Genomic DNA, 25,604 nt, shown 5'->3' with positions numbered 1-25,604 from the left:
CGTAAGACCGGGACTCGTCCCGGCGGCGCGCAGAGAAGCGGGAACCCACCCGGACGTTGCGTGTTCCACGCGCAGCGTGGAGGGAATCTCCGTCCATTAGGGCGGAGAGGATGTCAAACCTGGACCGATCACCACCTGCGCCCGCTGGTCACCCGCCCCTCCGATCAGGGCACCGACACTCTCATGATCGGACGCGTGCCGCTACGAACCCTGCTCACCCACGGCCTGGACGATCAGGTGCGGTTCGGGGCCGAATATGTCTCCCACGAGGTTCTGTCCGACGGCCGGATCACCGCCCACTTCGCCGACGGCAGCACCGACACCGCAGACGTCCTCGTCGGCGCCGACGGCACCCGCTCCCGGGTGGCGGCCTCGCTCGCCGGCCGGGACCTGGCCGGCCCCATCGGCTTCGGGGGCATCGCTGCCCGTACCCCGCTCACCGACCGCACCCGGGCCCTGCTGCCCACCATCGTCGGCGACGGGCCGGTGCTCTCCTTGGGCCTCGCGGGAGCGTCGGTGTTCATGCAGGTCCACGACCCGAGCGGCGGCCCGGCAATCGATCCGGCCTCCTGCACGACCGTCCCGGCCATCACGGAGGCGCCCTCCCTGGTGTGGGGACTGAGTGCCACCGAGAAGGTGTTGCCGCCCGCCACCGTGCAGGCGATGACCGGGCCGGAGCTGATCGAGTTCACGCTGTCGACAGTTCGTGGCTGGCCCCCGGCCGTGCTCGAACTCATCGCCGCCGCCGACCCCGGCTCCGCAGCCGGGTTCCGGTTCTACGCCGCCGACCCCGATGCGGACCTGACGCCGTGGCCGGCCGGACCGGTCACCGCACTCGGCGACGCGGTGCACGCCATGCCGCCCACCGGCGGACGCGCCGCCGCCACCGCGATCATCGACGCGGACCACCTCGCGCGCGAACTGTTCGCCGCTCGCGACGGGCACAGCACCATCGCCCTGGCGACCCATCGTTTCCACCGCGAGATGGCCGGCTATGCGCCGGCCGCGATCCGCTTCTCCATGCTGCCGTTGCGGTGGCTGTCCCGTGTCGACCGTCTCGACCGGCCCGGTCTTCGCGGTCTCGCCGAACTCGGCCTCAGCGCCGCCTCCGCGGTTCATCACTTCAACTCCAGCCTCAACGGGCGGGCCGCCGCATGAGTGACCCGGCTCGGCGCCGACATCCGGGCCCGCGGGATCGCCTTCGCCGCGCCCCACATCCCCGACCCGATCGGAGGGCAGCTCGTTTCCAGCGCTGCAGCGGAGGGCCGCCGCCGGTCGGCTGACCCCGCACATCCGCATCGCACGGCCCGATCGGTGGCGTGCACCCCATCGATGTACGCCCCCGAGCAAGCCGTCGAAGGACCCCCCATGAAGACCCCGGAGAACGATCCCGCTCCCGCGGCACCGGAAGCGCAACCGCTGACCAGCCACCCGAACCGGGTCCTGGCCGTTCTGCTCGCCGCCTGCGTCAGCTTCGCGCTGTCGCAGGTCCTGGTGCTTCCCGCACTGCCGGCCCTCGCGCGAAACTACAACGCGAGCCCTACGACCACGTCGTGGATCCTCACCGGTTTCCTTCTGTCCGCCTCCATCGCGACACCCGTCGTCGGCAAGCTGGGCGAGCGGTACGGCAAAGCCCGGATGCTCACCGCCGTACTGCTGATGTTCTGCCTCGGCGCGGTCGTCAACGCCCTGGCACCCAGCGTGGGAGTCCTGATTGCCGGCCGGGTGCTGCAGGGAGTGGCCGGTGGCGTGTTCCCGCTGGCTTTCGGAGTGGTCCGCGACTCCTTCCCGCAACCACAGGTGCCAGGAGCGATCAGCCTCATCAGTGCCATCTTCGGCGTCGGCTCCGGCATCGCGCTGCCGCTGTCCGGAGTGATCGTCGACCACCTCGACGTCTCCTGGCTCTTCTGGCTCGGCCTGGTCGCGCTGCCGGTCGCTGTCGCCGCCCACCGCTGGGTACCGCCGTCCCCACGCGGCGATGGCAACGGCATCGACTGGGCCGGGGCGCTCCTGCTGGCGGCGGTCCTGGCATCACTGCTGCTCGGGGTGACGCAAGCACCGTCCCTGGGCTGGGGTTCACCGGCCGACGTGGCCCTGCTGTGCGGCGGATCAGTGCTGCTGCTGCTCTGGATCCGGCTGGAATCGCGCACCGCCAGGCCGTTGATCCGCCTCGATGTCCTTGCTCAGCGCACCGTCGCGATGACGAACGTGACCGCCTTCCTCATCGGCTTGGCGATCTTCGCCGGTTTTCTGCTCCTGCCTCAACTCGCTCAGGCCCCAGCCGGTGACGGGCCCGGACTGGGTACGACCGCGACGGTCGCGGGCCTGCTGTTGCTGCCGAGCGCCATCGGCCAACTTCTGGTGGGCACCTTCGCCGGGCGGCTCGGCGTTGCGCTGGGCTTCCGCCGCACCCTGGTACTGGGGGCCGCCCTCACCAGCGGGTCGTTTGCACAGCTCACCGTATTCCACTCGGTACCCTGGCATCTCCTGCTGGGCGGCTTCACCATGGGCGCCGGGGCGTCCTTCGCCTTCGGCTCGATGGCCAACCTCATCGTCCAGTCCGTGCAGGGCAGCGAAGTCGGGGTCGTCACCGGCATCAACACCGTGGTCCGTACGGTCGGAGGCGCGTTCGGCTCGGCCATCGCCACCACGGTCCTGGCAGCCCATGCCGGATCGGCCGGCACGCCGCCGGGCGATGGCTACACCACCGCGTTCGTCGTCGCCACCGCCGCGGCGACATCCGCGATCCTGTCAGCTCTCCTGGTGCCGACACGACAGGGAAGTTGAGAACTCCACGCCGGAAAGGCTCGCGTCATCGGCCGCGGTGGTCCGGGGTCGTCCGCGGCAGTCGTGGCTTCGCGTTCCACGTCGTTTTTCCGCTTCCAGGTTCTTGACCTGCTTCTTCTTGATGGCGGGCCAGCGCTTCGCGGGTGTGGGCCGGGAGCCCTTCGGGCGTCCGGGGCCTGGCCCGGTGGTTTCGGTGGGCCAGGCGGCCACCTCGTCATCGGGTGCTGACTCCCGCCGGACCCGGTTCACCCAGCCGGCGCTGCGGGCCCGACGCGCCGGGTTCCGGGTGCGTCCCACGCCGGCGCGCGGATGCGAGTACGAAACCGGCAGACCCCTGAACGACTCGCGGTACGGACGTCGGCCGGCGGCGGCCCGTCCACTGAGCAGGCCGTAGCCGCTGCCCGCGCGGGCGTGGCGTTCGCGGCGGAAGATCCTGAGTGGCGGAGCCTGACGATCCGCAGTTGCTCGCGGCACGTCATGCCGTCGCGCAGTCATGACCGCGCCTCGCCCGGTGGAGCCGCCGAACTCCGAAGCGAGTCTGTGAGGTGCGGCCGGTCACGGATGGATGGGGAAGCAGGCCCACACGTGTTTGGTCGTGTCGGTGGCGTACCAGCCGACCTGCAGTGACAGGGCTCGGGCCAGGTGCAGTCCGCGGCCGCCTGCGCCGGGCGGGCGGGTGCCGGCGAGTTCGGGTACGGCACTCAGGTCGTGGTCGGCCACGTCGATGACGAACTGGTCCGCGGTGTGCAGCAGCCGCACCGTGACGGGTGGCAGGCCGTGCCTGATGGCGTTGGTGGCCAGTTCGGTGGCGACCAGCACCATGTTCTCCGCTATCTCGTCCAGCGCCGCACCGTCAGTCGCGGCGAAGGCGTTCACCGCCTGCCGCAGGCGCGCCCGGAGGCTTCGCAGTTCGGTGCTGTCGCTCAGTGCCCAGGCGTGCAGCCCGTCGGCCTGTGGTGGCGGTGGCGAGGTCAGAAGTTCGGTCACTCGCTCCTGATGCCCGAACGGGCGGTTGATCATGCGGTCCGCCCGCCGGCGAGTGGCTCAGATGTCGGGCGAGGTACGTGCGAACCGCGGTGGGCCGACCCGTACGGGGCGGCCCACCGCCGGCATCACGACCAGGTGATCTCCCGGTGACGGTCGACGAAGCGGCCCGACCTGTGGCCCGGGCCCTCGGTGGCCAGCGCCACGACCGCGTCGGTTCCCTCGGTGACCGTTTGCGGGCCGGAGTGGCCGTTGAAGTCGGTCGCTGTGTAGCCCGGGTCGGCTGCGTTGACGCGGATCCCCGGGAGGGCTTTCGCGTACTGTGTGGTCAGCATGGTCAGCGCCGCCTTGGACGCGGTGTAGACCGGCGCCAGATATGTCGACTCGGGCCGGGACGGGTCGTGCGTGGCCTCCAGCGAGCCCATGCCACTGCTCACGTTGATGATCACGGGATCGGCGGAGCGTCGCAGCAACGGCAGGAACGTGGTCGTCGTACGGACCACCCCGGCGACGTTGACGTCCATGACGGCGAGCACGTCGGCGCCGGTCAGGGTGCTCGGGTCGCCCGCCGGACCGTGGACCCCGGCATTGTTGATCAGGACGTCGACCGCGCCCTCGTGGGCCTCGACGTCGGCGGCCGCCGCGGCCACCGAGGCGTCGTCGGTGACGTCGATACGGACGAAACGTGCGCCGAGCTCGTCGGCCGCCGGCTTGCCGGCCCGCTCGTCGCGGGCGCCCAGCAGCACGGTGTGGCCGGCCGCGATCAACCGGCGAGCCGTCTCGTAGCCGAGGCTCCGGTTGGCCCCGGTGATGAAGGTGATCGTCATGCCGACCACCGTGCCCGGCGCCCGCGCCGGCATCCAGGGAACAGCGCTACCACCCTGATCCTCGCTGGACGCGGAAGAATCGGGGCATGAACGAGCTCGGGAACACTCTTCGTGCATGGCGTGGCCGGTTGTCGCCGGCCGCGGTGGGCCTCCCGCCGGGCCGATCGCGCCGGGCCAAGGGCTTGCGCCGGGAAGAGCTTGCCGAGCTCAGCGGCATCTCGGTGGATTACCTGGTCCGGCTCGAGCAGGGCCGGTTCACCAACCCGTCGTCGCAGGTGGCGGCCGCACTGGCCCGAGCGTTGCAGCTGTCCGTCGCCGAGCGCGACCATCTTTACCGGCTGGCCGGCCTGAACCCCCCGGACGCCGCCGAGATCACCGATCATGTCCCGGCGAGCGTCCAGCGGGTGGTCCGGCGGCTCGGCGACGCGGCAGTGGCCGTTTTCGCGGCCGACTGGCAGTTGATCTGGTGGAACCGGAGCTGGGCCGCACTCTGCGGCGACCCCTCGGAGGCTCCACCCCACTTGCGCAACTTCGCCCGCGACACGTTCCTCGCCGGCGCGCCACGGCTTAGCCGGCACGCTGTGACGTCGCTGGTGGCCGGGACGCCCGAGGCCGCCCTGGTCGGCGACCTGCGCCGGGCGACCGGCAGGTTCCCGGGCAGCCGCCGGCTCCTCACGTTGATCGCGGAGCTGACCGCGGGCAGTGACCGGTTCGCGGCGCTCTGGGCCGACGGCACCGTCGGCGCCCACCGCAGCGACCAGAAGATCATCGACCATCCCGAAGTCGGGCCGATCGCGGTGGACTGCGACGTGCTCACCGACGGCGACGCCGAGCTGAAGATCGTCATCATGAGCGCCGCGCCGGACAGCGACGACGAGACCAGACTGCGCCTGGCCGTCCTCACCGGCGCCGCAAGCGGGACCTGATCAGGGCCGTCTTGCATCGTCGAGCGCGTCCCGGCATGCGCCCGGCACGGCCCGGATGACTGATGGTGGCGATGCGGCGCGGCCGCCTCTCCCGGGCGGGTGGCCCGGTGGCCGGCTCGCCAACCGGATCTCGCTCGCAGCGACCGCCGGCGACCGGGGTACGGCCATCGCCCGGGCCGGCCGTCTCTCGTCCACGATCCCCGGCGACGCCACCGCCGGGCTCGCCGCACGATCCGACCGCCGCCGGCGCGAGAGCGATGACCTTCGCAGAAACAGCCTGTCAAACCTGCTCGGGGTTCGGCAGGCGGGCCGCGACCGGCACGGGCTCTTCGCCGGTCGAATGCTCGGCGAGAAGCGTGCGGCCGCGTGGGCTCCGTCGGGATCGGCAGGTCGGACCGGCCCGGTGGCGGCCCCTGAGCCGGTTCCGGCAGGCGCTGCCGAAGCCGGTAGCCGACGGGCTCCGATCGCGGCAGAGCCGCCGGAAGGTGACCCCCGCTCGACGGAACCGGGCCGCCGGACGGGTTCGTCCCAGCGGTGGGGAGGGAGAGACATGCATGTGCCACTGAGCCGTCTCTGCTCGGCAGTGCTCGCCGTCGGCCTGGCCGGCGGATGCGTGCGAAGCGAGCCGTGGGAGACCGAGACGCCCGTACCGCTGTCCCCGCTGCGCGCGGTGTCCGGTCCGATCCCGGGCGCGGTGGCGCTGCCGTGGCGGCTCGAAGGCGGCGAGCCGCCGGGACGGCAACTGCTCGTCGTCGTGCCCGGTGCCGACTGCCGCACACCCATCGGCGCCGAGGTGACGTCCACGCCGGGGACGGTCACCGTCACGGTCTGGGGCACCGCGCGCAGCGCCTGCCCCGACGGCGGGCGGCACGATGCCGTCGTCGGCGTCGGACTGCCGGAGCCGCTGAACGGCAGGAGCCTCATACGTGGCGGGTGAGGGTCTCCGGGCCTCCACCGGTCGCCCGCTGACGCGACCTGGGGCGCCACCAGCCCGCACTGCGGCGGCTGCCCGCCCATCGGCGGTTGACGTGCTCGACCAGACGCCGCCGCTGTCCGGCCGGCCTCAGGGCAGCCCAGGCGGCAACAGCAGGCCAGGGCCACCCTGAGGATCGGTCACCTTCGCCAGAAGAGGTGGTGTGTCACCCCGCTCGGGCTGGGAACGACCTCCAGGTGGAACCGGTCGAGCAGCTCGTCGGGGGACTCCCAGAGCCGTACCCCGGACCCGAGTTTCACCGGCGAGACCGCCACGTGCAGGGTGTCGACGAGGTCGGCGTCCAGGAACTGCCGGATGGTGGTGGCCCCGCCGCCCAGTCGGACGTCCTTGCCCTGGGCCGCCTCCCGGGCCTGTTCGAGGACCGTTGCCGGGTCATCGTCGACGAAGTGGAACGTGGTGTCGGAGAGCGTGAATGAAGGACGCCGGTGGTGGGTCATGACGAACACCGGGGTACGGAACGGAGGCTCGTCACCCCACCAGCCGCGCCACTCGTGGTTCTGCCAGGGGCCGCGCTGGGGACCGAACTTGTTGCGGCCCATGATCTCGGCGCCGATGTTGCAGGCGTAGTCCCGGGTGAAGTAGTCGTCGAGACCCCGGCTGCCCCCGGGGTCGGTGCGCATGGGCCAGCTCGCTGTGGCGCCGGCCCAGGCGAACAGCCTCTCGGGCTCGACATGACCGAAGGGCCTCTCGAGGGTCTGGTCCTCCCCGGCGCCGATGCCGTCACTCGAGACGTTGAAATTCTGGACTTTCAGTAGCTGAGCCACGTGTTCCTCCGGTGATGGCGATGACGGTGGTGAGACGGGGATCGTCATCGTGAGGTCGGAGCCGGTCGACGGATCTTGACCCGTACCGGCAAAATGAACTGATCTGTTGAACCTGCCGCCGGGATGTCAAGGGCGGGCGGTCCGCGACGACCACCTGGTGAAGGGGCCCGGCTGGGCGCCGCGACGTCAGGAGACGGCAATGAAGTTCCTGCTCATCATGCACATCAACCCCGTCATCATGGAGGCGCTGACCGAGGCCGAGCGCCAGGAGATCATGGCCGGCCATGGCGAGTTCATGACGACGATCCGCGAGTCCGGCGAGATGATCGACACCGAGGCGCTGGCTGACCCGTCCCAGAGCGCGGTGGTCCGTGTCCGCGACGGTGTGCCGGTCGTCACCGACGGCCCGTACCTGGAGGCCAAGGAGTTCCTGGGCGGCTACTACCTGGTCGACGTCGCGAGCAGGGACCGGGCGCTGGAGCTGGCCGCCATGATCCCGGACGCCCGGTTCGACGGCCTGGGCATCGAGGTCCGCCAGGTGATCTTCTCCGGCGGCCCGACCGCGTGAGCGCCGACCGCGCCACCGTCGAGGGCCTGCTGCGCGCGCTCGCGCCGCAGGCCCTCGGCGCGCTGGTACGTCGGTACGGGCAGTTCGACCTCAGCGAGGACGCCGTGCAGGAAGCGCTGTTCGCCGCGGCGACACGCTGGCCGGCCGAGGGCGTCCCCGACAACCCGCGCGGCTGGCTGGTCACGGTCGCCGGCCGCCGCCTGGTCGACCAGATCCGCAGCGAACAGGCTCGGCGCCGGCGCGAGGACGAGGTGACCGCCCTGGAGCCGGAGCCGACATCGCCCGGCCCCGGCGAGGACACCCCGGCCGACCGGGACGACACGCTCACCCTGCTGTTCCTGTGTTGCCACCCGGCGTTGAGCCCGGCCTCGCAGGTCGCACTGACGCTGCGCGCGGTCGGCGGCCTGACCACCGCGGAGATCGCCCGCGCCTACTTCGTGCCCGAATCGACCATGGCGGCCCGGATCAGCCGGGCCAAGCAACGGATCAGGGCCACCGGCGGCGCGTTCACCATGCCGGTCGGGCAGGATCGGGCGGAGCGTCTGCGGGTCGTGCTGCACGTGCTGTACGTGATCTTCAACGAGGGCTACACCGCCAGCTCCGGAGACCGGCTGCGGCGCGACGACCTGGCCGCCGAGGCGATCCGGCTGACCCGTCTGCTGCACCGTCTGCTGCCGGACGACGGCGCGGTGGCCGGCCTGCTGGCGCTGATGCTGCTCACCGACGCCCGCCGGGCAGCCCGCACCGGCCCGCACGGCGAGCTGATCCCGCTCGACGAGCAGGACCGCTCGCGCTGGGACCGCGGGCGCATCGCCGAGGGCGTCGCGCTGGTCACCGACGCGATGAGCCGCTCGACGCTCGGCCCCTACCAGCTGCAGGCCGCCATCGCCGCGCTGCACGACGAGGCGCCCAGCACCGGCGAGACCGACTGGCGGCAGATCAACATCCTTTACAAGATCCTGGTGCGGCTCTCGCCGAACCCGATGGCCAGCCTGAACCGGGCGGTGGCGGTCGCCATGATCGACGGGCCGCGGGCCGGCCTGGCCCTGGTGGACGAGCTGGCCGCCGACGAGCGGATCACCGACCACCACCGGCTGCACGCGGTCCGCGCACACCTTCTGGAGATGGCCGGCGACCATCCGGCGGCCCGCGAGCACTACCACCGCGCCGCCCGCGGCACCACCAGCCTGGCCGAATGCCGCTACCTGGAAATCCGTGCCGCCCGGTTGGCGCCACATCCCGCTTCCGGCTGACCCGTCCCCGCGCCGCGCCGGTCGGGGACGCCACCGTGCCGTCCCGGGGACTCGAACCTCCGGCAACGATCGTTCGCGTCACCAGGACCTCGAACACCTACCGGCCCGAGCGCACCCGTGACGGTCTCGTAGTTGTCCACGCACGACGCCGGAACCGTCAGCGGCCCGGGAGCGGGGCTCGCAGGACGAACCGGTGCATCGACCCGGACCGGTCGTAGCGGGTCATGCCCAGGCTTTCCAGGATGCGGATGGAACGCCGGTTGTGGTCGTCGGCCTCGGCCCGGATCTCCCGCAGGGCGAGCTTCTCGAAACCGTGGGCGATGCCGGCCGCGGCGGCGGCCCGGCCCAGGCCGGCGCCCCAGCGCGACCGCTCTCCGATGACGAAGCCCAGCTCACGCCGGTCCGGGTCGGTGCCGTGCAGATCGACGTAGCCGACCAGGACCCCGTCGTGGACCACCCCGAGCCGTAACAGCCCCGGCGGTGGCGTCACGATCAGCGTCCGGTGGAAGCTCAGGTGCTCGGCGGGGGACCGGTCGGTCCATGCGGCGGCGGCGCGGAACTGCGGGTCCGAGGCCCAGCCGGCGATCACCTCGGCGTCGGACGCACGCAAGGGGCGCAGCCGGATCGGGCTCACGGGCCGGCCGGCGCGTTGCGGCGGGCGGAACGTCGAGCACATAGGATCGGAGCCGCACGACAGGAGGCGCCTGTGGAGATCGTCGAGGGTCCGGCCGTGGTCACGAAACCGGAGCGCCACACCGCCGGCATCCGGACGATCACCCCGTTCCGCGGCATGTTCGCCGTCCGTGACAGGCTCATGGACGAGCTCTTCGAACGCCTCGACGACTGGGGTGTCGGCTTCGGCCCGGTCTTCTTCCGCCTGCATGTGGTGAACATGCAGGGCGCCATGGACGTCGAGGTCGGTGCCGTCACCGCCGAACCGGTCCGCGGCGACGACCGGATACGCCCGGGAATCCTGCCGGCTGGTCGCTATGCCGCCCTCACCTACGTCAATCACGGCCGCCGCGCCAACGGCACCCTCATCGACTGGGCCCACGACAGGGGCCTGTCGTTCGACTGCGCGGAGGACCCGGGCGGCGACGGGTTCGCGTGCCGGTACGAGGCATACCTGACCGACCCGCGGACCGAGCGGATGAAGACCCGCTGGCGCATCGAGCTGGCCATCCGCCTCGCCGACGGCAGCCGTCAACCCTGACCAGGCCTGAAGTGCAGGATTCGTCCGGCACGGTGACCACCACGTCTCTACGGTAGGGCACGCAGCGCCTGTGCCGGGCGGTGCATGCCCCCACGCTCGACTCGGCCCGCCTCAGTATTTCGAGCCCAGATCCCAGTTGTCGAACATCTGATTGAAGCCGTTGTGGCATCCCCAGATATGAAGCCGCGCACCATTGTTCGGACTGACGCCGCTGATGTCCAAGCACATGGTCGAGTTCTTCATCGAGCGATACCGAAACACCGGGTAGTCGTATCCGCCGCGGGTGTGGACATAGGGCATTCGTTCCTGGATCCACCGCTGCTGCGGCGTGGTGTCGCAGGTCCACTGCTGGATCGGCTGCCCGTTGGTCATGATTCCGTCGAGGACGTCCAGGCACTTCCCGTAGTTGGTGTGCCGGGAGGCGATCTGGAACAACGGCATGCCCTGATATGTGCCCACCTGATTGAACGCCCACTGCTGCTGCCAGTTGGAATTGCAATCCCACTGCTGAACCCGGGCGCCCTCGTTGGCGCTGCCGTCAATGACGTCCAGGCACCTGTCCGAATGGAATGCCTGGATCCAGTACCTGTTGGGATACCAGTCGGCGTGCGCCGGCGTTGCCGCCACCAATGAGGCAACGACAGCGCACACACCTGCCATCACCATGTGCAGTGCTCGCTTCTTCATGGTCCTTCCCCGTGTCCTCTCAAGACGATCCACTCGGCTCTTCTCCGCTGACACACGTGCGGGCAGCGGAAGGCGCGCCCGGATCGATGGGATTACCGTCGACCACCCGTGCAGCCTGTCGGTGAGGTCTCTGTCTAGCGGCTTGAGAGTTGTCTGGCATCCGCACGCGGTGGTCGGACAACAACTCCGGACAACACGGAGACAACTGGCGATGGATGCCGCTGCGGTGTGACGGGGAGGCAAGGCCGGCGGAGACACGGCGGGCCGCACCGTCGCGGTAGGCCACCACGGGCTTCCTGTCCGAGAGGATGAGGGCGCGGATCTCCGGATGCCCCGTGATCTTGGTGGTGATCGGCTGCGGTTACGGTGGTGGACCGTACGGAGAAGGAGGATCGGTGGTCGACGGCTGCACGGTGACGGTGTGCCGGGATTGTTGTTGCGGTAGCCGGACCAAACATCCGGCGGTCGATCACGACGCCCAGCTCGACGGGCTGCGGGCGGCGCTGGAACCGGTTCACCGGGTGCGGCCCAGCCTGTGCCTGGACGTGTGCTCACAGTCGAACGTGATGGTGGTGCAGCCGGCTCGGCGGCCCGGCGGCGCGGTGCGCGGCCGGTCTGGTTCGGGCTGATGCTCGACGACGCGGTGGTCGGCGACCTGGTGGCCTGGATCCGCTCCGGTGGGCCGGGGGTGGCCGAGCTGCCCGCGGTGCTGGAGTTGTCGGTGATCACGCCGCCGGCGCTCAGCGATCGGTGAGCGCAGGCGGCGGTCGTGCCGTCCGGGCGGGCAGGGCCCTGGGTGGCGGACGCGTGGACGGCCGGTGGGTCCGCCGTCGCTGAAGCCGGCGCGGGGAATCCCTCGACGCATTTCGACCGACGCCGTCGAGGCGAGCTTTCCCTACGATGGTTCGCACCGGCGGACGAATGAGATCGGAAGACAATTCTTGAACAGCGTTTCCCGTTTGGTCACCCGTATTGTGAGCACGGCTCTGCAAACCTACTGGAAGGTTTTCAAGCCCAGCACCTTCGGTGTCAAGGCGCTGATCCTGCACCCGTCCGATCCGGGGCTGTGCCTGATGATCAGGCACTCCTACACCGACCAGCAGCGTTGGGGACTGCCTGGTGGTGGCTATCGTCCTCGGCGGGAGCCGGCTGAGGACGCCGTTCGTCGGGAGTGCCGGGAAGAACTGGGGATCGTGTTGGCCCCCGTGGTCACGGTGCTGGTGGAGACCGTGACCGAACTCGAAGGCAAACGCGACCGGCTCACCATTTTCCGGGGCACCGCGTCGACGGCTGACCTTCGGCCGAATCGCGAGGTGGCGGAAGCTCGGTGGACGCCGCTCGACTGTTCAGGGCTTCCGGACGGGCGCCTGGTTTCCCGGTGGGCGGAGATGGCGATCTCCGCCCACCGGGGAACGTGAGAGCCGCTACGGCTGCAATTGCAGGTAGCTGCCGGTGCTGGCCGATCCCACGTCGGTGTTGCCCGAGGTCCATGCCCAGCCGGTGGCGTACGACGTCACGCCCGCGTCGTTGAGCATCGGCGTGTAGCAGGAGTAGCCACCCAGGCTGGCGACCCAGGTGAACGGCAGACAGCTCTGGTAGGCGCCGTCGCTGTTGCGGTAGACCTGGGTGAGGCCCTTGGTCGAGTAGTACGCGATGGTCCGCCCCCACACGGTGCGGCAGGCCGTGCTGTATCGCAGTTGGACGACACCCACCTTCACGCTGCCCGCGTAGATCGATGCCGAGCGGGGCGTGGTGGCGGTGTTGGCGCAGCCGGATGTCTCGGGATTCTGCCCGTCGTACGGCGCGGCGAACGATGCGCCGGGCGTGGCGACGAGCCCGGCTCCGGCGGCGAGCAGGACGATGACGGCGGAGCGCAGCAGTCGTGATCGGATCATTGATCCTCCATGTCTGGTCCGATGTGCCCACACCAGGCTTCACCGCAGTAAATATCGATTCAAGTAAATGACTTTGCCAATCTCCCGAGGCATTCGGGGATGTCGTCGTTCCGGGGAGAGCGCGTGGGCGCCCTCCCCGGAACGGTGCGGTCAGCCGGTTGTCCGGCGGCCGGCCACGGTGGCGCCGGACGACTGCGACCAGGCGGCGAAGTCGTTCAGCGGAGTGTTCGTGATGCGGAAGGTGCCGTCGTCGTTGGCGAACGCGACCGGCTGCGTGTACCACCACGGGCTGTTCGGGCCGGGGGTCAGCGCCACGTCCGTACGGCCGTCGCGGTTGTAGTCGCCGGTGACCACGGTGGCTCCGGGGACCCGCGCCCAGCCGGCGAAATCGCCGACGCCGGTGTTGGTGACCCGGAACGTGCCGTCGCCGGTGGAGAACGCCACCGGCACCGTCGTCCAGCCGGCGCCGCCTGTCAGCGCCAGGTCGGTACGGCCGTCACGGTTGAAGTCGCCGGTGACCGTACGGGCGCCCGCGGCCTGTGACCAGCCGGCGAAGTCGTTCAGCGGCGTGTTGGTGATCCGGAAGGATCCGTCGCCGTTCGAGAACGCCACCGGCTGGGTGTACCACCACGAGGTGTTCGGACCCGGCGTCAGCGCGATGTCCGTACGCCCATCGGCATTGAAGTCTCCGGTGGTGAGCCGGGCGCCGGGGACCTGGGCCCAGCCCGCGAAGTCGCCGACGCCGCTGTTGGAGACCCGGAACGTGCCGTCGCCGTTGGAGAGGGCCACCGGGACGGTCGACCAGCCGGACCCGCCGACCAGAGCCAGATCGGTACGGCCGTCGCGGTTGAAGTCACCGGCGACCGTGGACGCGCCGGGGACCTGCGCCCAGCTCGCGAACTCGTTGAGCGCCGTGTTGGTGACCCGGAACGTGCCGTCGCCGTTGGAGAACGCCACCGGTTGCGTGTACCACCACGGCGTCTCCGGGCCTGCGGTCAGCGCCAGGTCGGTACGGCCGTCGTTGTTGAAGTCGCCGGGCACCACCGTGGTTCCCGGGACCTGCGCCCAGGCCGCGAAGTCGTTGAGCGCGGTGTTGGTGATCCGGAACGTGCCGTCGCCGTTGGAGAACGCCACCGGCTGGGTGAACCACCACGGCGTGTTGGGGCCGGGCGTCAGCGCGACGTCCGTACGCCCGTCGCCGTTGAAGTCTCCGGTGGTGAGCCGGACGCCGGGGACCTGGGCCCAGCCGGCGAAGTCGCCGACGCCGGTGTTGGTGACCCGGAAGGTGCCGTCGCCGGCGGAGAACGCGGCCGGCACCGTGGTCCAGCCCGCGCCGCCGGTCAGCGCCAGGTCGGTACGGCCGTCGGCGTCCAGGTCGCCGCCGGCGAGCACCGGGGCGGTCCCGTCGGCGGCGGCGAACAGCAGCCGGTTCGGCGAGCCCGTGCCGATCTGGCTCAGGGCGTCGGCCGTGGCGGTGTTTACGATCATCGACTTGATCGTCGCCGGTGCGGCCGTCGGGTGGCTCTCCAGGTAGAGGGCCGCGACACCGGCGGCGTGCGGTGCGGCCATCGAGGTCCCGTCGATGGTTTCGGTGGCGGTGTCGGAGGTGTTCCAGGCCGAGGTGATGCCGGTTCCCGGCGCGAACACGGTGACGCACGATCCGTAGTTGGAGTAGCCGGTGTCGCGGCTGTCCTCGCGGGTGCTGGCGGCCACGGTGATGGCGGCCGGGGTACGCGCCGGACTGCGGGTGCAGGCATCGGTGGTCTCGTTGCCGGCGGCGACGGTGTACGTCACCCCGGAGGCGATCGAGCGGGCCACCGCGTCGTCCAGCGCCGGGTTGACCGGGCCGCCCAGGCTCATGTTGGCCACCGACGGGCCGGTGTGACGGCCGGTCACCCAGTCGACGGCGGCGACGAGCGTCGAGGTCGGGGCGCCGCCGCTGCAGCCGAAGACCCGGACCGGGACCAGAGTCACGGCTTTGGCCACCCCGTACCCGGTGCCGCCGATGGTCCCCGCGACATGGGTGCCGTGGCCCCGGCAGTCGTCGGTGCCGCGGCCGTCGCCGACGAAGTCCGCGCCGTCGGCGACCCGGCCGGCGAACTCGGTGTGACCGGCCCGGATGCCGGTGTCGATCACGTACGCGGTCACGCCGGCGCCGGTCGCCTTGGTGGCGAAGGTGCTGTTCAGGGTGGACCCGTGCTGGTCCACGCGGTCCAGGCCCCAGGTCGCCGAGGTCTGCACACTGTCGAGGGTGACGATCTGGTCGGCGGCCACGTAGGCGACGGCCGGATCACGCCGTACGGCGGCGAGCTGACCGGCGGTGAGGGTGGCGGCGTAGCCGTGCAGAGCGTGCCGGTACTCGCGGTGGACCCGCACGCCGCTGGTGCGGGAGCGGGCCACCGCCCGGGAGCTGTCGGCGGACGCTCGCAGGACGACGATGTAGCTGTCGGCGGCGACCGGTTCACCCGATGCCGCGATCAACGGCGCAGGGTCGGCCTCCGCCGCGACGGCGGAGGTGGCCGGCGCCAGGGCTGACACCGCCGCCACGGCCGCCGCGGCGACCGTACGGCTCCACGGCCTGGGGGATGTTGCTGGGATTCTCACGCGCCCCGTCCTTTCGATTCCATCGACCTGCCTCGCTGTTGCGGGTCGACGGCATCGTGGCGGGGGGCGCGGAGGCGGCGCTGACGTCACGCTGAAAACCCGACGTCAGCACGCTGATCCACCGTGGTCGCCCGTGGTGCCGGCGGTCCCGCCCGGCGCTGGCTAGCCTGGTCGGGTGCCCGCATCGACGCTGTTCGCGATCAGTGACCTGCACGTCGGCCATCCGGAGAACCGGGAGATCGTCGAGAGCCTGCACCCGGACGGTGACGGCGACCGGCTGATCGTCGCCGGTGACGTGGGGGAGATGTTCGCCGACGTGGTGTGGGCGTTGCGGCTGCTCGCCGGCCGGTTCGCGAAGGTGATCTGGGCGCCGGGCAACCACGAGTTGTGGACGCCCCGGGAGGATCCGGTGCAGTGGTGCTGGGAGCGGGTGGCGCTGACCGGGAAGCGGCTCGACGCGGTCCCGGCCGGCCTGCCGACGGTGCTGATCAACCACTGGCCGATGGTGCGCGAGCCGACCCGGATCCTGCGGTTCCCCGAGTTCGCCCAGTGCTGCGGCACCGAGCTGACCGCCGACTGGCACGTCCGGTACCGGGCGGCGGCCTCCGTCTACGGACACCTGCACATCCCGCGGACCACCTACTACGACGGGGGTGCGCTTCGAGGAGGCGTCGGTCGGCTATCCGCGGGAGTGGCCCCGGCGCGGCACCCCGCCGGGGCGCCCGCGCCGGATCCTCGGCTGAGCGGTTCACACCGGGTCGCCGATCAGGGTTCCCGAACGTGACCAGCAGGTCGGCTGCGCCTCTGACGGAGGGACGTCACCGGGCCGCGGCGGCGAGGATCGCGTCCCTGGACGCGACGACCTGCTCGTGGAGCCGGGCCACGTCGACCCCGACGAGTACGCCGCCGGACTTACGGACCTGACCCGCCACCACGACCGTTTCGATGTTGCGAGGGTCGGCGCCCAGGACCAGGGTGCCGACCGCGTCGTTGAGCGGCATGTTGTTGACGTCGGTGGCGTTGACGACAATCAGGTCCGCCTGTTTGCCCGGGGTGAGTGAGCCGGTGACCGAGCCCAGCCCGTTGGTCCGGGCGCCCTGGAGCGTGGCGAAGTCCAGCACGTCCCGGGTGGTGATCCGGTGCGGTACGGCGCCGGTGCCGTACCCGGCGTTGACCGCCCGCATCCGCTGAATGGCGTGCAGCGCCCGCATCTGGGTGAACATGTCGCTCGCCAGCGCGACCTCGACGTCGATGCTCAAACCGGGGCGCACCCCGGCCGCGAGCGCCTCGTCGACGGCCGGGACCGCGGTCTCCAGCCCGATCTGCGCCTCGGAGGTCGGCGCGAGCGAGACGGTCGTCCCGGTGTCGCCGATCGCCCGCCACGCCTGCGACGTCAGCCCGGTCGCGTGGATCAGCGTCACCTCGGGGCCGAGCAGGCCGTCGCGTTCCCAGCCCAGGATCGCCGCGGACGACGACGTGCCGAACACCGCGTCGACGCTGACCCCGATCCCGAGATCCCGCGCGACCGCCGCGAGCCGCGGACCGTACGCCGGCAACGGCCCGGCGACCTCGTCGGTGGCCAGCGTGGCGAGCCGCACCGTGACCAGCCCCGAGGAATGCGCCGCGTGGAGCCGTTCCACGTCCTGCGGCCACTGCTCGTCCCAGTCGCCGAAGTGCGGGGCCATCGACGCGTGGATGCCCCGGACACCGGTGTCCACCAGCGCCCGGATCGCGGCGTCGGAGTGTGCGGCCGTACGTGAGTTGTGCGAGAAGTCGAGCATCGTGGTGATGCCGGCGTCCAGGGCCGACAGGGCGGCGAGCCGGGTGCCGACGTAGATGTCCTCGGCCCGGTAGGCGGGGGCGATGCGGGCGAGGGTGTTCATGACGTACGCGCCGAGGTCGGTGACGTCGGGTGTGCTGCGCCGGAGCTGCGTCTGCCAGGCGTGCCGGTGGGTGTCGACGAACCCCGGGCCGACGATCCGGCCGGTGGTGTCGACGACGTCCGCGCCGAGAGCCGAAGGATGGTTGCTGAGGTCGGGTCCGACAGCCACGATGTGCTCGCCGCTGACCAGGACGTCACCGCGGGGCAGGTCGCCCAGGGCGGGATCCATGGTGACGACGTGGCCGCCGGTGAAAAGCATGCTCATCAGTTCTCCTCGGCGCGGCGCAGGACGTATCCGGCGTGGTGCAGCACTCCGTCGTCGAACCGGCCGTACGCCCAGAAGCCCTGGTCGTCGAGGTAGACGATGCGGTCGCCGTCGATCCAGAAGCTGCCCTGGTAGGCGTGCGGGCGGCCGCCGCGGGTCTCGTCGTACCGGCCGGCGGCGGTGAGCTCCTGGTGGAGGAACCCGGACTCGTCGATCCACATGCCGACGTACGGGCTGTCGGATGCCTCGGGCCGGGTGACGGGGACGGCGGGTGCCGCCGCGGACGTGCGGGGCCGTCCGTCGACCATCACCAGGACGGCCTGCCCGGGACGCCAGAGAAGGTGTTCCCAGGGGGTGGGAGTGCCGGTCGCGATGACCGCGAAGGTGGCCGGGCTTCCCGGGGCGAGGCTGCTGAGCCCGGCGATCGGGACGACGCGCAGCCCGGTGCAGTCGATGACGGTGGTCCGGCCGTCCTCGGCCGCGGAGTGCCGTCCGGGACCGACGCTGACGACAGTGGCCCCGTCGAGCAGCAGGCCGGCGTGCTCCAGGTCGCCGAGGGCGGGGTCCAGGGTGTGGATCGTCGCGTTGACGAACAGCAGCGGCCCGGACGCCTCGTCCAGCGCGGCACTGTCGATTCGGTGTGTGGTCATGGACCCACCGTCGCGGCTGGGGCAGCCGGTAGCCAGCGTGCGTCGTCCCTGGGTGCGGCGCACCCTGGATACCTCACGACACCGCCGATTAGCGTGGTCACGTGACTGTCACCGATCTTGGCAGGTTCCTCGCCGCCCGCCGGGCCCGGCTCAGCCCCGACGATGTCGGCCTGCCCTCGCACGGCCGGCGCCGGGTGGCCGGGCTACGCCGGGAGGAGGTCGCCGTGCTCGCCGGGGTGAGCGCCGACTACTACACCCGGCTCGAACAAGGACGGGAACGAGCCCCGTCCGCCTCGGTGCTGGACGGCATCGCCCGCGCTCTCGACCTCGGACCGGAGGCCCGCGAGCACCTGTTCCGCCTCGCGGACGTGGCCCTCGGCGATCGGCCGTCCGCCCCGGACCGGGTGGACGACGAGTTGCGGGACCTGCTCGCCGAGTGGCCGCACCTGCCCGCCGTCATCGTCAACCGGCGCCTGGACCTGCTCGCCCGCAACCCGATCGCGGCGGCGCTGTATTCCGACTTCACCGCAACCGACAACCTGGCTCGCATGACGTTCCTGGATCCGGTGGGCCGGGTCTTCTTCACCGACTGGGAACGCTCCGCGCACGCGTGCGTGGCGAATCTTCGCCTCGCCCTCGGGCACCATCCGGGCGACCGGCGCACCCTCGCGCTGACCGAGGAGCTGACAACCGCCGACGACGACTTCCGCCGGATGTGGGAGCAGCACGATGTGCGGGGCAAGACGCGTGAGGCCAAGACGTTCAGGCACAGTGCCGTCGGGGAGATGACGCTGACGTATCGGGCGTTCGACGTCCGTGGCGCGTCAGGTCAGCAGCTGATCGTCTACCGGGCGGCGCCGGACACCCGCGACGCGGACGCGGTGCGGCTGCTCGGCATGCTCGCGCGTACCGACGTCTCGGAGAACATCGGGTAACGCCAGGCCGTGGTCAGCCGGCGGCGTTACGAATCAATGCAAGATCACCAATGGTTCCGGTGCCGCGCTGCTGGGGGCGCGGTAGGTCTTTCGCCAGTAATGCCTTGACCAGCGGCGAGAAGATCGCGGTGACCGGCAGGAGAGGGCCCTCGCCGGGCAGCCCTGAGCGCAGCAGAGTGAGCAGCTCGCCGGTGAACGCGGTGTGCAACTCGCCGCCGGGTGCGCGTGCCACGCGGCTCCTGCTGGTGGCGGTCAGCGTGTAGGCGCCGCTGATGTCGAGCTGCCCGGTGATGGTCGCGTCGGCGTCGGTCATGGCCTCGATGGCACGTCCGGAGAAGCAGCAGTCGAGGACGAGGACTCGGGACGTCGCGGGAGTGTTCAGCATGGCACGGCGGATCCATTGGTGCGGGAGGGCGGTGCACCATATCCGGCCAGGGCGCATGGACGGCAGGCCGTAGTACAGCTCGCCATCCTCGTCCACCAGGCCGTGGCCGGCGTAGTAGACGAGAAAGACGTCCTCGGTGCGCTCGGCCAGATCGGCGAGGCGTGCGCCGATCGACTCTGTCGGGTTGAGCTCGACATGCACCCGGTCAGGCGCGAACCCGCCCAACTCCGGATCGGCCAGGACCTCGGCAAGCCGGCGTAGGTTGTGCTCGACCGCGGGCAGATTCGGATACGTGGCGGAGTCGTCATAGCGGGAGGAGCCGATCAGCAGGCATCGGGACTGCTCTTTGCGCGGTAGCCGTACGGACGTGCCGCGGTGCTGGTCGTGGCGAAGATCGGCTTGCGCCTGGCGGAGCGCACTCAGCTCGCGTTGCAGCCCGGCGCGCTCGACCGCGAACTGCAGGACCTGCGTCAGCAGAACTCCGTCCACCTGGCCTTTCACCAGATAGTTGTCGGCGCCGGCCTGTAAAGCGGCTTCGGCCAGGCCCCGGCCCGCTCGTCCGGTGAGGATGATGACGGGAACATCTGGCCGGTGCTGCTTGATTCGCTCCAGTCCATCGAGTCCGGAAGAATCCGGAAGTTCGATATCGAGAAGAATCACGGAAACGCCGTCGAGGTGTTTCAAAGCCTGCCGGACGTTGTCGACCCGGACGACATCGGCGGCCAGTCCTTCCTCGGCCAGCAGCTCCCGCACGAGGAACGCGTCGCCCTCGTCCTCTTCCACGAGCAGCACTCGCTCAATCGTCACCGTGCTCCTCCGCCCGGCCGGGGTGGCTTCGACCGCCGGCGCCGGCGAGCGGCTACGCAGCCGATACGTGACCGAGCTCCACCGGCACCTTGTCGCTCCACTCTCCCATGTCGCCGATCGTGGCCGCCTGACCACCGAACCGGACCGGCTTGACCCCGGGCGTCAGCAGCTGGTTCGGGGACATCCGCCCCGACGGCACGCTGGGCTTCGCCCCGACGGCCGCGCACTTCGCCGGCCGGACGACTTCCGTGCATCGCACACGCTTCCCGGACGCTCTCCGTAGGATCGGTGACCAGACATCCAGGGCACACCCATAGCCGATCAACGGGGACGTCGCGAGGGGACGATCGTGACTGCAGGGCATGGTGTAGGACAGTGGGCCCGGGACCGGAAGGTCTCGACGAAGGTGCTCACGGTCGCCGGAGTGGCGATCGCCGGGACGATGGTGACCGGCGCGCTGAGCGTCATCGGCATCAACGACATGGCCGCCACCCGTAACGCCGAGATCGGGCAGATGGCGCCGTACATCAGTGATCTCAACGATGCCGCCCTGTCGTTGAAGGCCGCCGCCAACGACGAGCGCGGCTACCTGCTCAAGGGCGACGAGAAGTTCGCCACCGAGTCGCTCGGGCGGCAGGAGAAGGTCGACGCGTCGTTCACGGCGGCCCGGCAGCTGTCCGGCGGCCAGGGCGCCGAGGTCGACGAGATCAAGGCCGCGAGCGACAAGTGGTTCGCCGCGGTCAAGGACGAGTTCCAGCTGTACCGGACCGACCCGGCGGCGGCGGTCACGCTCGCCCTGGGCGCCAACCGGGATCTGCGCAAGGCGTACGAGGGGCTGCTCACCGAGGAGATCACCGCCGCCAACCAGGCGATGGTCGCCGGGCGCGGATTCGACCACACGATGACCCGGACCAGGACGCTGGTCATCGTCGCGTTGAGTACGGCGCTGCTGCTCTGCGTGGGTTGCGCGCTCGTCGTGTCCCGGCTGATCATCGTGCCGCTGCGCCGGGTCAGCGGTGTGCTGGACCGGGTCGCCGCGGGTGACCTGACCGGCGACGTGGACGTTTACCAGCGCGACGAGCTGGGGCACATGGCCGGCTCGCTGCGGGCCGCCACCGGTTCGCTGCGGCAGACCGTCGCCGACCTCACCGCACACTCCGAATCGCTGGCCCGGGAAGCCGGTTCCCTGGCCACCACCAGCAGACAGAGTTCGGCGAGCGCGGAGGAGGGCGCCCGGCAGGCGTCGACGGTGGCCGACTCGGCCGCGACCATGTCGCACAACATCCAGACCGTGGCGGCCGGTTCGGAGGAGATGGGCGCCTCGATCCGGGAGATCAGCGAGAGCGCGACCCAGGCCGTGCAGGTGGCCAACCGGGCCGTCGAGGTCACCGCGAACACCAGCGCCGTCATGGCCAAGCTCGGTGAGTCGTCGGCGCAGATCGGGGACGTGATCAAGACGATCACCGCGATCGCCGAGCAGACCAACCTGCTCGCGCTGAACGCCACCATCGAGGCCGCCCGCGCCGGCGAGCTGGGCAAGGGCTTCGCCGTCGTGGCCAGCGAGGTCAAGGAACTCGCCCAGGAGACCGCTCGGGCCACCGAGGACATCGGCCGGCGGGTGACCACGATCCAGGCCGACACGGCCGGCGCGGTCGCCGCGATCGAGGAGATCAGCGAGATCATCGCCCGGATCAACGAGTTCCAGACCACCATCGCCTCGGCCGTCGAGGAGCAGACGGTCACCACCAACGAGATGAGCCGCAACGTCAGCGAGGCCGCTCAGGCCGGTTCCCGAGTCGCCGAGACGATCACCGGGGTCGCGCATTCGGTGCAGCTCACCACGGTCGGCGTGACCGAGGCCGACCGCGCCGCCACCCAGCTGGCCGGAATGTCGACGGACCTGCGCCAGATCGTCGAACGGTTCCGGCTGTAGGCCGGGCCGGCAACGGCCCGGCCGCTCGGCACTGCCGAAGAGCATCTCCATGGAGGCGCAGTCGATCTCGTGCCGAGATCGGCGCATGCCGCCGGGACCGATGGTCTGCGGCGTCGGCGGACCGACGCGTCTCAGGCCACCTTGATCACAGCCTTGCCCGCGGTGTCACCGTTCTCGACGGCGGCAAGGGCGGCCGGAGCGTCGGCGAGGGGATGGACCGCGGTGATGACGGGAGTGAGGAGTCCGTCGAGGGCCAGCCGGGCGGCCCGCTCGAGGCTCTCGCGGTCGATACGCCGTTCGATGAAACGCCCACCGACGCCGGACACCGACATGTCATTGACGGCGATGACATTGCGGGGATCCCTGGCCAACGGGGCGACCGTACGCAGCGAGACGCCGCCGACCAGGTCGACGATCCCGTCGGCGCCGTCCGGAATCAGCTCGCGTGCCGCGGCCAGGACATCCCCGGCGGTGTAGTCGACGAACCGCACCCCGATCGACTCGGCGGCCTCACGTTTGGCGCTGCTCCCGGTGCCGATCACCCGCAGCCCGCGCGCGACGGCCAGCCGGGCGACGAGCAGCCCGACTCCACCACCGACCCCGTTGATCAGGACCGTGGCGCTGGCGGGGAGACCGAGTTGGTCGAGCGCATCGACCGCGGTGGTCCCGGCCACCGGCAGCGTCGCCGCCACTGTCGGTGACAGTCCCGCCGGGATACGAGCGGTGTGCGGCGCGGACAGCACCGTCGTCTCCGCGTACGTGCCGCCACCGGTGAGCGCGAAGCCGAAGACCGGGTCACCCACGTCGAGCCCGTCGACGCCCTCGCCCGAGGCCAGGACGGTTCCCGCCGCCTCCATGCCGAGAACGCGGGGGAACGGACGCCCGCTGTCCAGCCCGGGCACCGGAGCCGAGCGCATGACGTGGTCCATCGGATTGACGCCGGCGACCTCGACCCGGACGAGCACCTCGCCGGGACCGGGGACCGGATCGGGACGATCGAAGAACTCCTGGACCTCAGGCCCGCCGTACCTGCTGAAACCCCATGCCTGTGCCATGTTCTGCCGCCTCCGGTGTGACCGGCCCGGGCGTTCCGGGCGTCACGGGAATCCTCACCGTTGACATCGGTGTGAAGGGCAACCGGCTGAGGCGCGGCTCACAGCCTCACGCTCGCGGGGTCACCCCGGGACCGGGGCCGAGGTCAGCTGCGCCCAGTACCTGCGGTTGATCCCGATCAGCTCGTCGAGCGCGTCCCGGCTCCTGAGCAGCTGCGCGATGTCGGCGTCGATCCGGTCGCGCTCGTGCGTCATCGTCACGAACGCCGACTCGGTGATGGCCGGATCGGCCGGGGTGTCCACACACGGCAGCACCAAGGCGATCACACGGCTGGACAGACCAGCGTCGAACAGCTGCCGGATCAACGCCACGCGCTCGACGTCGGCATCGGCGTAGTGACGCTGCCCGGCGTCGGAACGGGAACTGGTCAGCAGGCCCTGGTCCTCGTAGTACCGCAGGGAGCGGGGGCTCACGCCCGTACGCCTGGACAACTCACCGATCCGCATTCCGGAAAGCCTACGCGCGCCGGCTCCGGGCCTCGGATCATCCGCACCTCGGAGGTCGGGACCGGATGGGCTCAGCCGAGGTCCTCGAGCCGGACGCGTACCGAGTCCGGTTGCGGTTCCTGATCGCCGAGAAGCTTCTGGAGCCCCGGAGCGGCGTGCTCACGCAACAGCGGGTTCCGGTCGGCCGCGGCGACGATCTCAGCGGCCTGCGAGCGGACGAGAGCGACTAGGCCGGGTTCGGCAAGCAGCAGTTCCAGGGTGGCCGCGAACTGTTCGGTCGGCCGGGGGTCGCCGCTGCCCAGCGCATGTTCCAGGGCATCCTGGCCCATCTCCCGCACGATCGCCTCGGCGACATAACGCTGGGCCGTCATCGCGGACAACGACATCGTCGCCCGAGTCTCTTCACGCTCGGTGAGGATCACGAAATAGCGGACGGACGGCACCCTCTCCCACAACCACGATCGCACCGCCGCGGCCTCGGGGCCCGGCCGGCCGTCGGCGACCGGCGCCTCGGCCGGTCCCGGCGCGGCGGGTCCCGGCAGGCCCTCGGTGTTCGCCATCCTCGGCCACGTCAACGGGCCCGCGTAGGCACGGACCAGATCCGTCAGACCGGGCGTGTGACCGGTCTTCTCGATGACCCTGATCTGCACCACGTCGACCAGGTTCCGGTCGCCCGACGCGAGCATCGTCTCGATCAGAGCGATACACCGCCGTACCAGATCCCGATCGCCGTTCCCGGCGGCGTCCTCCATGACCTGACGGAAGGCGTTGGACATGTATCGGTATGCGGTCAGATCGATCTCACCGCCATCTCCGACCTGGTACAACTCCTCGGTGAGGATGTGCTCCCGGGCCTCCGGGAGCACATCCCACAGGTAGTCACGGAACCCGAGGTAGGTGGGGCTTCGTCCGTCCGTCATTCCCGAGTCCTCAGTCGTCACGCCTCCGGCATCGGCTCGGGGAATGTACACGCCCGGGGTCGGTGGCAGTGCTCCGGCGCCGCGCTCTGGCCGTCCCGGCTCGGTGGGCACGGCGTCACTGGCTGCGCTCGAAGGCGGCGAGCCGGTCGCGGACCCCGGCCTCCATGTCCACGAACAGCAGACGGACGTCGCCGGGCTCGTCGCTGCCGCGCACGTGGCAGTCGAAGTCCGCGGGGCCGTCCGGCAGCGCCACCTCGAGGGTGACCGACTGGCCGGGAGCCAGGCCGTCGACCAGGTCGAGGATCGCCTCCTCGCCCAGGTCGTCGACGTCGAGGTCGACGATGACGCGAGCCCCGCCCAGCGACAGGTCGATCGCCAGGCCGGGGAACATCTGCCCCGAGGGCAGGATCAGCACGACCGGCACCTGCACCGAGACACGCCGGGAGCGTCGCCGGTCGACGGCGCCGACGGTCTGGTCCACCCGCATGTACACGCCGGGCATGCCGCCGTCGGGCGGGGGCACCACCGTGCCGACGATGCTGAAGCCGGTGCCGTTCTGCGTCCAGAGCAGCGCCACGTCGACACCGATCATGGCGAACCCGGTGAGGTTCAGCCGGAGCGTGCCGTCGCTCTCCCGCCACACCCGGCAGGCGCGGGCCGGGCCACCGCCGAGTGACGCGCTCGCGGTCGGGGCGGCCCACGGCTGCGGTTCCTCGGTGGTCCTGACCATCGTCGTCGGATCCTTCTGGGCGTACGGATGACGGTC

Annotated in this window: 25 protein-coding genes and 2 pseudogenes; 12 read left to right on the top strand and 15 right to left on the bottom strand. The window is 70.8% G+C overall.

Annotated elements, in window-relative coordinates:
• Positions 1 to 195 precede the first annotated feature (195 nt).
• Both BM290_RS25930 and BM290_RS25925 read left to right on the top strand, forming a co-directional pair.
• Positions 196 to 1,158 carry an FAD-dependent monooxygenase gene (locus tag BM290_RS25930; protein WP_143133959.1) on the top strand — a complete coding sequence of 321 codons (963 nt, stop codon included), beginning with the start codon at positions 196 to 198 and terminating at the stop codon, positions 1,156 to 1,158.
• A complete protein-coding gene (locus tag BM290_RS25925; protein WP_143133958.1) occupies positions 1,159 to 2,787 on the top strand; it encodes an MFS transporter in 1,629 nt (542 codons plus the stop codon).
• 555 nt (positions 2,788 to 3,342) lie between these two features.
• Here BM290_RS25925 and BM290_RS25920 read toward each other — a convergent pair.
• Both BM290_RS25920 and BM290_RS25915 read right to left on the bottom strand, forming a co-directional pair.
• Positions 3,343 to 3,774 (bottom strand): ATP-binding protein, encoded by a 432-nt coding sequence (locus BM290_RS25920; RefSeq protein WP_093618522.1) that lies wholly within the window; start codon positions 3,772 to 3,774, stop codon positions 3,343 to 3,345.
• Between the two features lie 125 nt (positions 3,775 to 3,899).
• Positions 3,900 to 4,598: an SDR family NAD(P)-dependent oxidoreductase gene (locus tag BM290_RS25915; RefSeq protein WP_093618521.1), complete on the bottom strand. Its 699-nt coding sequence runs from the start codon at positions 4,596 to 4,598 to the stop codon at positions 3,900 to 3,902.
• An 86-nt stretch (positions 4,599 to 4,684) separates the two neighbouring features.
• Between BM290_RS25915 and BM290_RS25910 the strand changes: the two genes are divergently transcribed.
• Both BM290_RS25910 and BM290_RS25905 read left to right on the top strand, forming a co-directional pair.
• Complete coding sequence (locus BM290_RS25910) at positions 4,685 to 5,524, top strand: helix-turn-helix domain-containing protein (RefSeq protein ID WP_093618412.1); 840 nt, start codon at positions 4,685 to 4,687, stop codon at positions 5,522 to 5,524.
• A gap of 550 nt (positions 5,525 to 6,074) precedes the next feature.
• Positions 6,075 to 6,461 carry a hypothetical protein gene (locus tag BM290_RS25905; RefSeq protein WP_143133957.1) on the top strand — a complete coding sequence of 129 codons (387 nt, stop codon included), beginning with the start codon at positions 6,075 to 6,077 and terminating at the stop codon, positions 6,459 to 6,461.
• Positions 6,462 to 6,637: 176 nt separating this feature from the next.
• Here BM290_RS25905 and BM290_RS25900 read toward each other — a convergent pair whose 3' ends face one another.
• Positions 6,638 to 7,282 (bottom strand): dihydrofolate reductase family protein, encoded by a 645-nt coding sequence (locus BM290_RS25900; RefSeq protein WP_093618408.1) that lies wholly within the window; start codon positions 7,280 to 7,282, stop codon positions 6,638 to 6,640.
• Positions 7,283 to 7,481: 199 nt separating this feature from the next.
• On the opposite strand from BM290_RS25900, the gene BM290_RS25895 reads away from it, so the two are divergent.
• Together BM290_RS25895 and BM290_RS25890 are read left to right on the top strand one after the other, a co-directional pair.
• A complete protein-coding gene (locus tag BM290_RS25895; RefSeq protein WP_093618406.1) occupies positions 7,482 to 7,850 on the top strand; it encodes a YciI family protein in 369 nt (122 codons plus the stop codon).
• Positions 7,847 to 9,103: an RNA polymerase sigma factor gene (locus tag BM290_RS25890; protein WP_093618404.1), complete on the top strand. Its 1,257-nt coding sequence runs from the start codon at positions 7,847 to 7,849 to the stop codon at positions 9,101 to 9,103. The genes BM290_RS25895 and BM290_RS25890 overlap by 4 nt, the downstream gene beginning before the upstream one ends.
• Before the next feature lie 157 nt (positions 9,104 to 9,260).
• Here BM290_RS25890 and BM290_RS25885 read toward each other — a convergent pair whose 3' ends face one another.
• A complete protein-coding gene (locus tag BM290_RS25885) occupies positions 9,261 to 9,713 on the bottom strand; it encodes a GNAT family N-acetyltransferase (protein ID WP_177319903.1) in 453 nt (150 codons plus the stop codon).
• Between the two features lie 96 nt (positions 9,714 to 9,809).
• Here BM290_RS25885 and BM290_RS47535 point away from each other — a divergent pair, with 96 nt between their 5' ends.
• Entirely contained in the window at positions 9,810 to 10,316 is a 507-nt protein-coding gene (locus BM290_RS47535) for a GyrI-like domain-containing protein (protein ID WP_177319902.1), read from the top strand.
• A 111-nt stretch (positions 10,317 to 10,427) separates the two neighbouring features.
• Here the strand turns inward: BM290_RS47535 and BM290_RS25875 are convergent, their stop codons facing one another.
• Positions 10,428 to 11,003, bottom strand: coding sequence for an RICIN domain-containing protein (locus BM290_RS25875; RefSeq protein ID WP_093618398.1), 576 nt, complete (start codon positions 11,001 to 11,003; stop codon positions 10,428 to 10,430).
• A gap of 413 nt (positions 11,004 to 11,416) precedes the next feature.
• Between BM290_RS25875 and BM290_RS25870 the strand changes: the two are divergent.
• Both BM290_RS25870 and BM290_RS25865 read left to right on the top strand, forming a co-directional pair.
• Positions 11,417 to 11,757 (top strand): annotated as a pseudogene (locus BM290_RS25870) (hypothetical protein).
• Between the two features lie 187 nt (positions 11,758 to 11,944).
• Positions 11,945 to 12,421, top strand: a complete 477-nt coding sequence (locus tag BM290_RS25865) for an NUDIX domain-containing protein (RefSeq protein ID WP_143133954.1) — start codon at positions 11,945 to 11,947, stop codon at positions 12,419 to 12,421.
• A 6-nt stretch (positions 12,422 to 12,427) separates the two neighbouring features.
• Here BM290_RS25865 and BM290_RS25860 read toward each other — a convergent pair whose 3' ends face one another.
• Positions 12,428 to 12,898, bottom strand: coding sequence for a DUF2690 domain-containing protein (locus tag BM290_RS25860; protein ID WP_093618394.1), 471 nt, complete (start codon positions 12,896 to 12,898; stop codon positions 12,428 to 12,430).
• Positions 12,899 to 13,048: 150 nt separating this feature from the next.
• The gene (locus tag BM290_RS25855) at positions 13,049 to 15,502 is read right to left on the bottom strand and encodes a S8 family serine peptidase (RefSeq protein ID WP_203779445.1); all 2,454 of its coding nucleotides are present in this window, start codon (positions 15,500 to 15,502) and stop codon (positions 13,049 to 13,051) included.
• A gap of 175 nt (positions 15,503 to 15,677) precedes the next feature.
• On the opposite strand from BM290_RS25855, the pseudogene BM290_RS25850 reads away from it, so the two are divergent.
• Positions 15,678 to 16,245: pseudogene (locus BM290_RS25850) on the top strand (metallophosphoesterase family protein).
• Positions 16,246 to 16,320: 75 nt separating this feature from the next.
• Here the strand turns inward: BM290_RS25850 and BM290_RS25845 are convergent.
• Complete coding sequence (locus BM290_RS25845; protein ID WP_093618390.1) at positions 16,321 to 17,649, bottom strand: amidohydrolase family protein; 1,329 nt, start codon at positions 17,647 to 17,649, stop codon at positions 16,321 to 16,323.
• Entirely contained in the window at positions 17,649 to 18,299 is a 651-nt protein-coding gene (locus tag BM290_RS25840; RefSeq protein ID WP_093618388.1) for an Atu4866 domain-containing protein, read from the bottom strand. Before BM290_RS25840 ends, BM290_RS25845 begins: the two co-directional genes overlap by 1 nt.
• Before the next feature lie 101 nt (positions 18,300 to 18,400).
• Here BM290_RS25840 and BM290_RS25835 point away from each other — a divergent pair, with 101 nt between their 5' ends.
• The gene (locus BM290_RS25835; protein WP_093618386.1) at positions 18,401 to 19,234 is read left to right on the top strand and encodes a helix-turn-helix transcriptional regulator; all 834 of its coding nucleotides are present in this window, start codon (positions 18,401 to 18,403) and stop codon (positions 19,232 to 19,234) included.
• A 13-nt stretch (positions 19,235 to 19,247) separates the two neighbouring features.
• On the opposite strand, the gene BM290_RS25830 is transcribed toward BM290_RS25835, so the two are convergent.
• Both BM290_RS25830 and BM290_RS50765 read right to left on the bottom strand, forming a co-directional pair.
• Positions 19,248 to 20,411 (bottom strand): caspase, EACC1-associated type, encoded by a 1,164-nt coding sequence (locus BM290_RS25830; protein WP_177319901.1) that lies wholly within the window; start codon positions 20,409 to 20,411, stop codon positions 19,248 to 19,250.
• 67 nt (positions 20,412 to 20,478) lie between these two features.
• The gene (locus BM290_RS50765; RefSeq protein ID WP_275413287.1) at positions 20,479 to 20,610 is read right to left on the bottom strand and encodes a hypothetical protein; all 132 of its coding nucleotides are present in this window, start codon (positions 20,608 to 20,610) and stop codon (positions 20,479 to 20,481) included.
• Positions 20,611 to 20,775: 165 nt separating this feature from the next.
• Here BM290_RS50765 and BM290_RS25825 point away from each other — a divergent pair, with 165 nt between their 5' ends.
• Positions 20,776 to 22,359, top strand: coding sequence for a methyl-accepting chemotaxis protein (locus BM290_RS25825; RefSeq protein ID WP_143133953.1), 1,584 nt, complete (start codon positions 20,776 to 20,778; stop codon positions 22,357 to 22,359).
• A gap of 131 nt (positions 22,360 to 22,490) precedes the next feature.
• On the opposite strand, the gene BM290_RS25820 is transcribed toward BM290_RS25825, so the two are convergent.
• From BM290_RS25820 to BM290_RS25805, 4 genes are all read right to left on the bottom strand, one after another.
• Complete coding sequence (locus tag BM290_RS25820; protein WP_093618380.1) at positions 22,491 to 23,414, bottom strand: NADP-dependent oxidoreductase; 924 nt, start codon at positions 23,412 to 23,414, stop codon at positions 22,491 to 22,493.
• A gap of 120 nt (positions 23,415 to 23,534) precedes the next feature.
• A complete protein-coding gene (locus BM290_RS25815) occupies positions 23,535 to 23,918 on the bottom strand; it encodes a MerR family transcriptional regulator (protein ID WP_093618378.1) in 384 nt (127 codons plus the stop codon).
• A 71-nt stretch (positions 23,919 to 23,989) separates the two neighbouring features.
• Positions 23,990 to 24,838 (bottom strand): DUF7674 family protein, encoded by an 849-nt coding sequence (locus BM290_RS25810; RefSeq protein WP_093618376.1) that lies wholly within the window; start codon positions 24,836 to 24,838, stop codon positions 23,990 to 23,992.
• Between the two features lie 115 nt (positions 24,839 to 24,953).
• On the bottom strand, positions 24,954 to 25,568 hold the full coding sequence (locus tag BM290_RS25805; RefSeq protein WP_093618520.1) for a PilZ domain-containing protein: 615 nt from the start codon (positions 25,566 to 25,568) through the stop codon (positions 24,954 to 24,956).
• Positions 25,569 to 25,604: the final 36 nt, after the last annotated feature.

It is taken from the genome of Actinoplanes philippinensis, assembly GCF_900113015.1.
Lineage (GTDB): Bacteria > Actinomycetota > Actinomycetes > Mycobacteriales > Micromonosporaceae > Actinoplanes > Actinoplanes philippinensis.
This window is presented reverse-complemented; position numbering and strand designations above follow the sequence as displayed.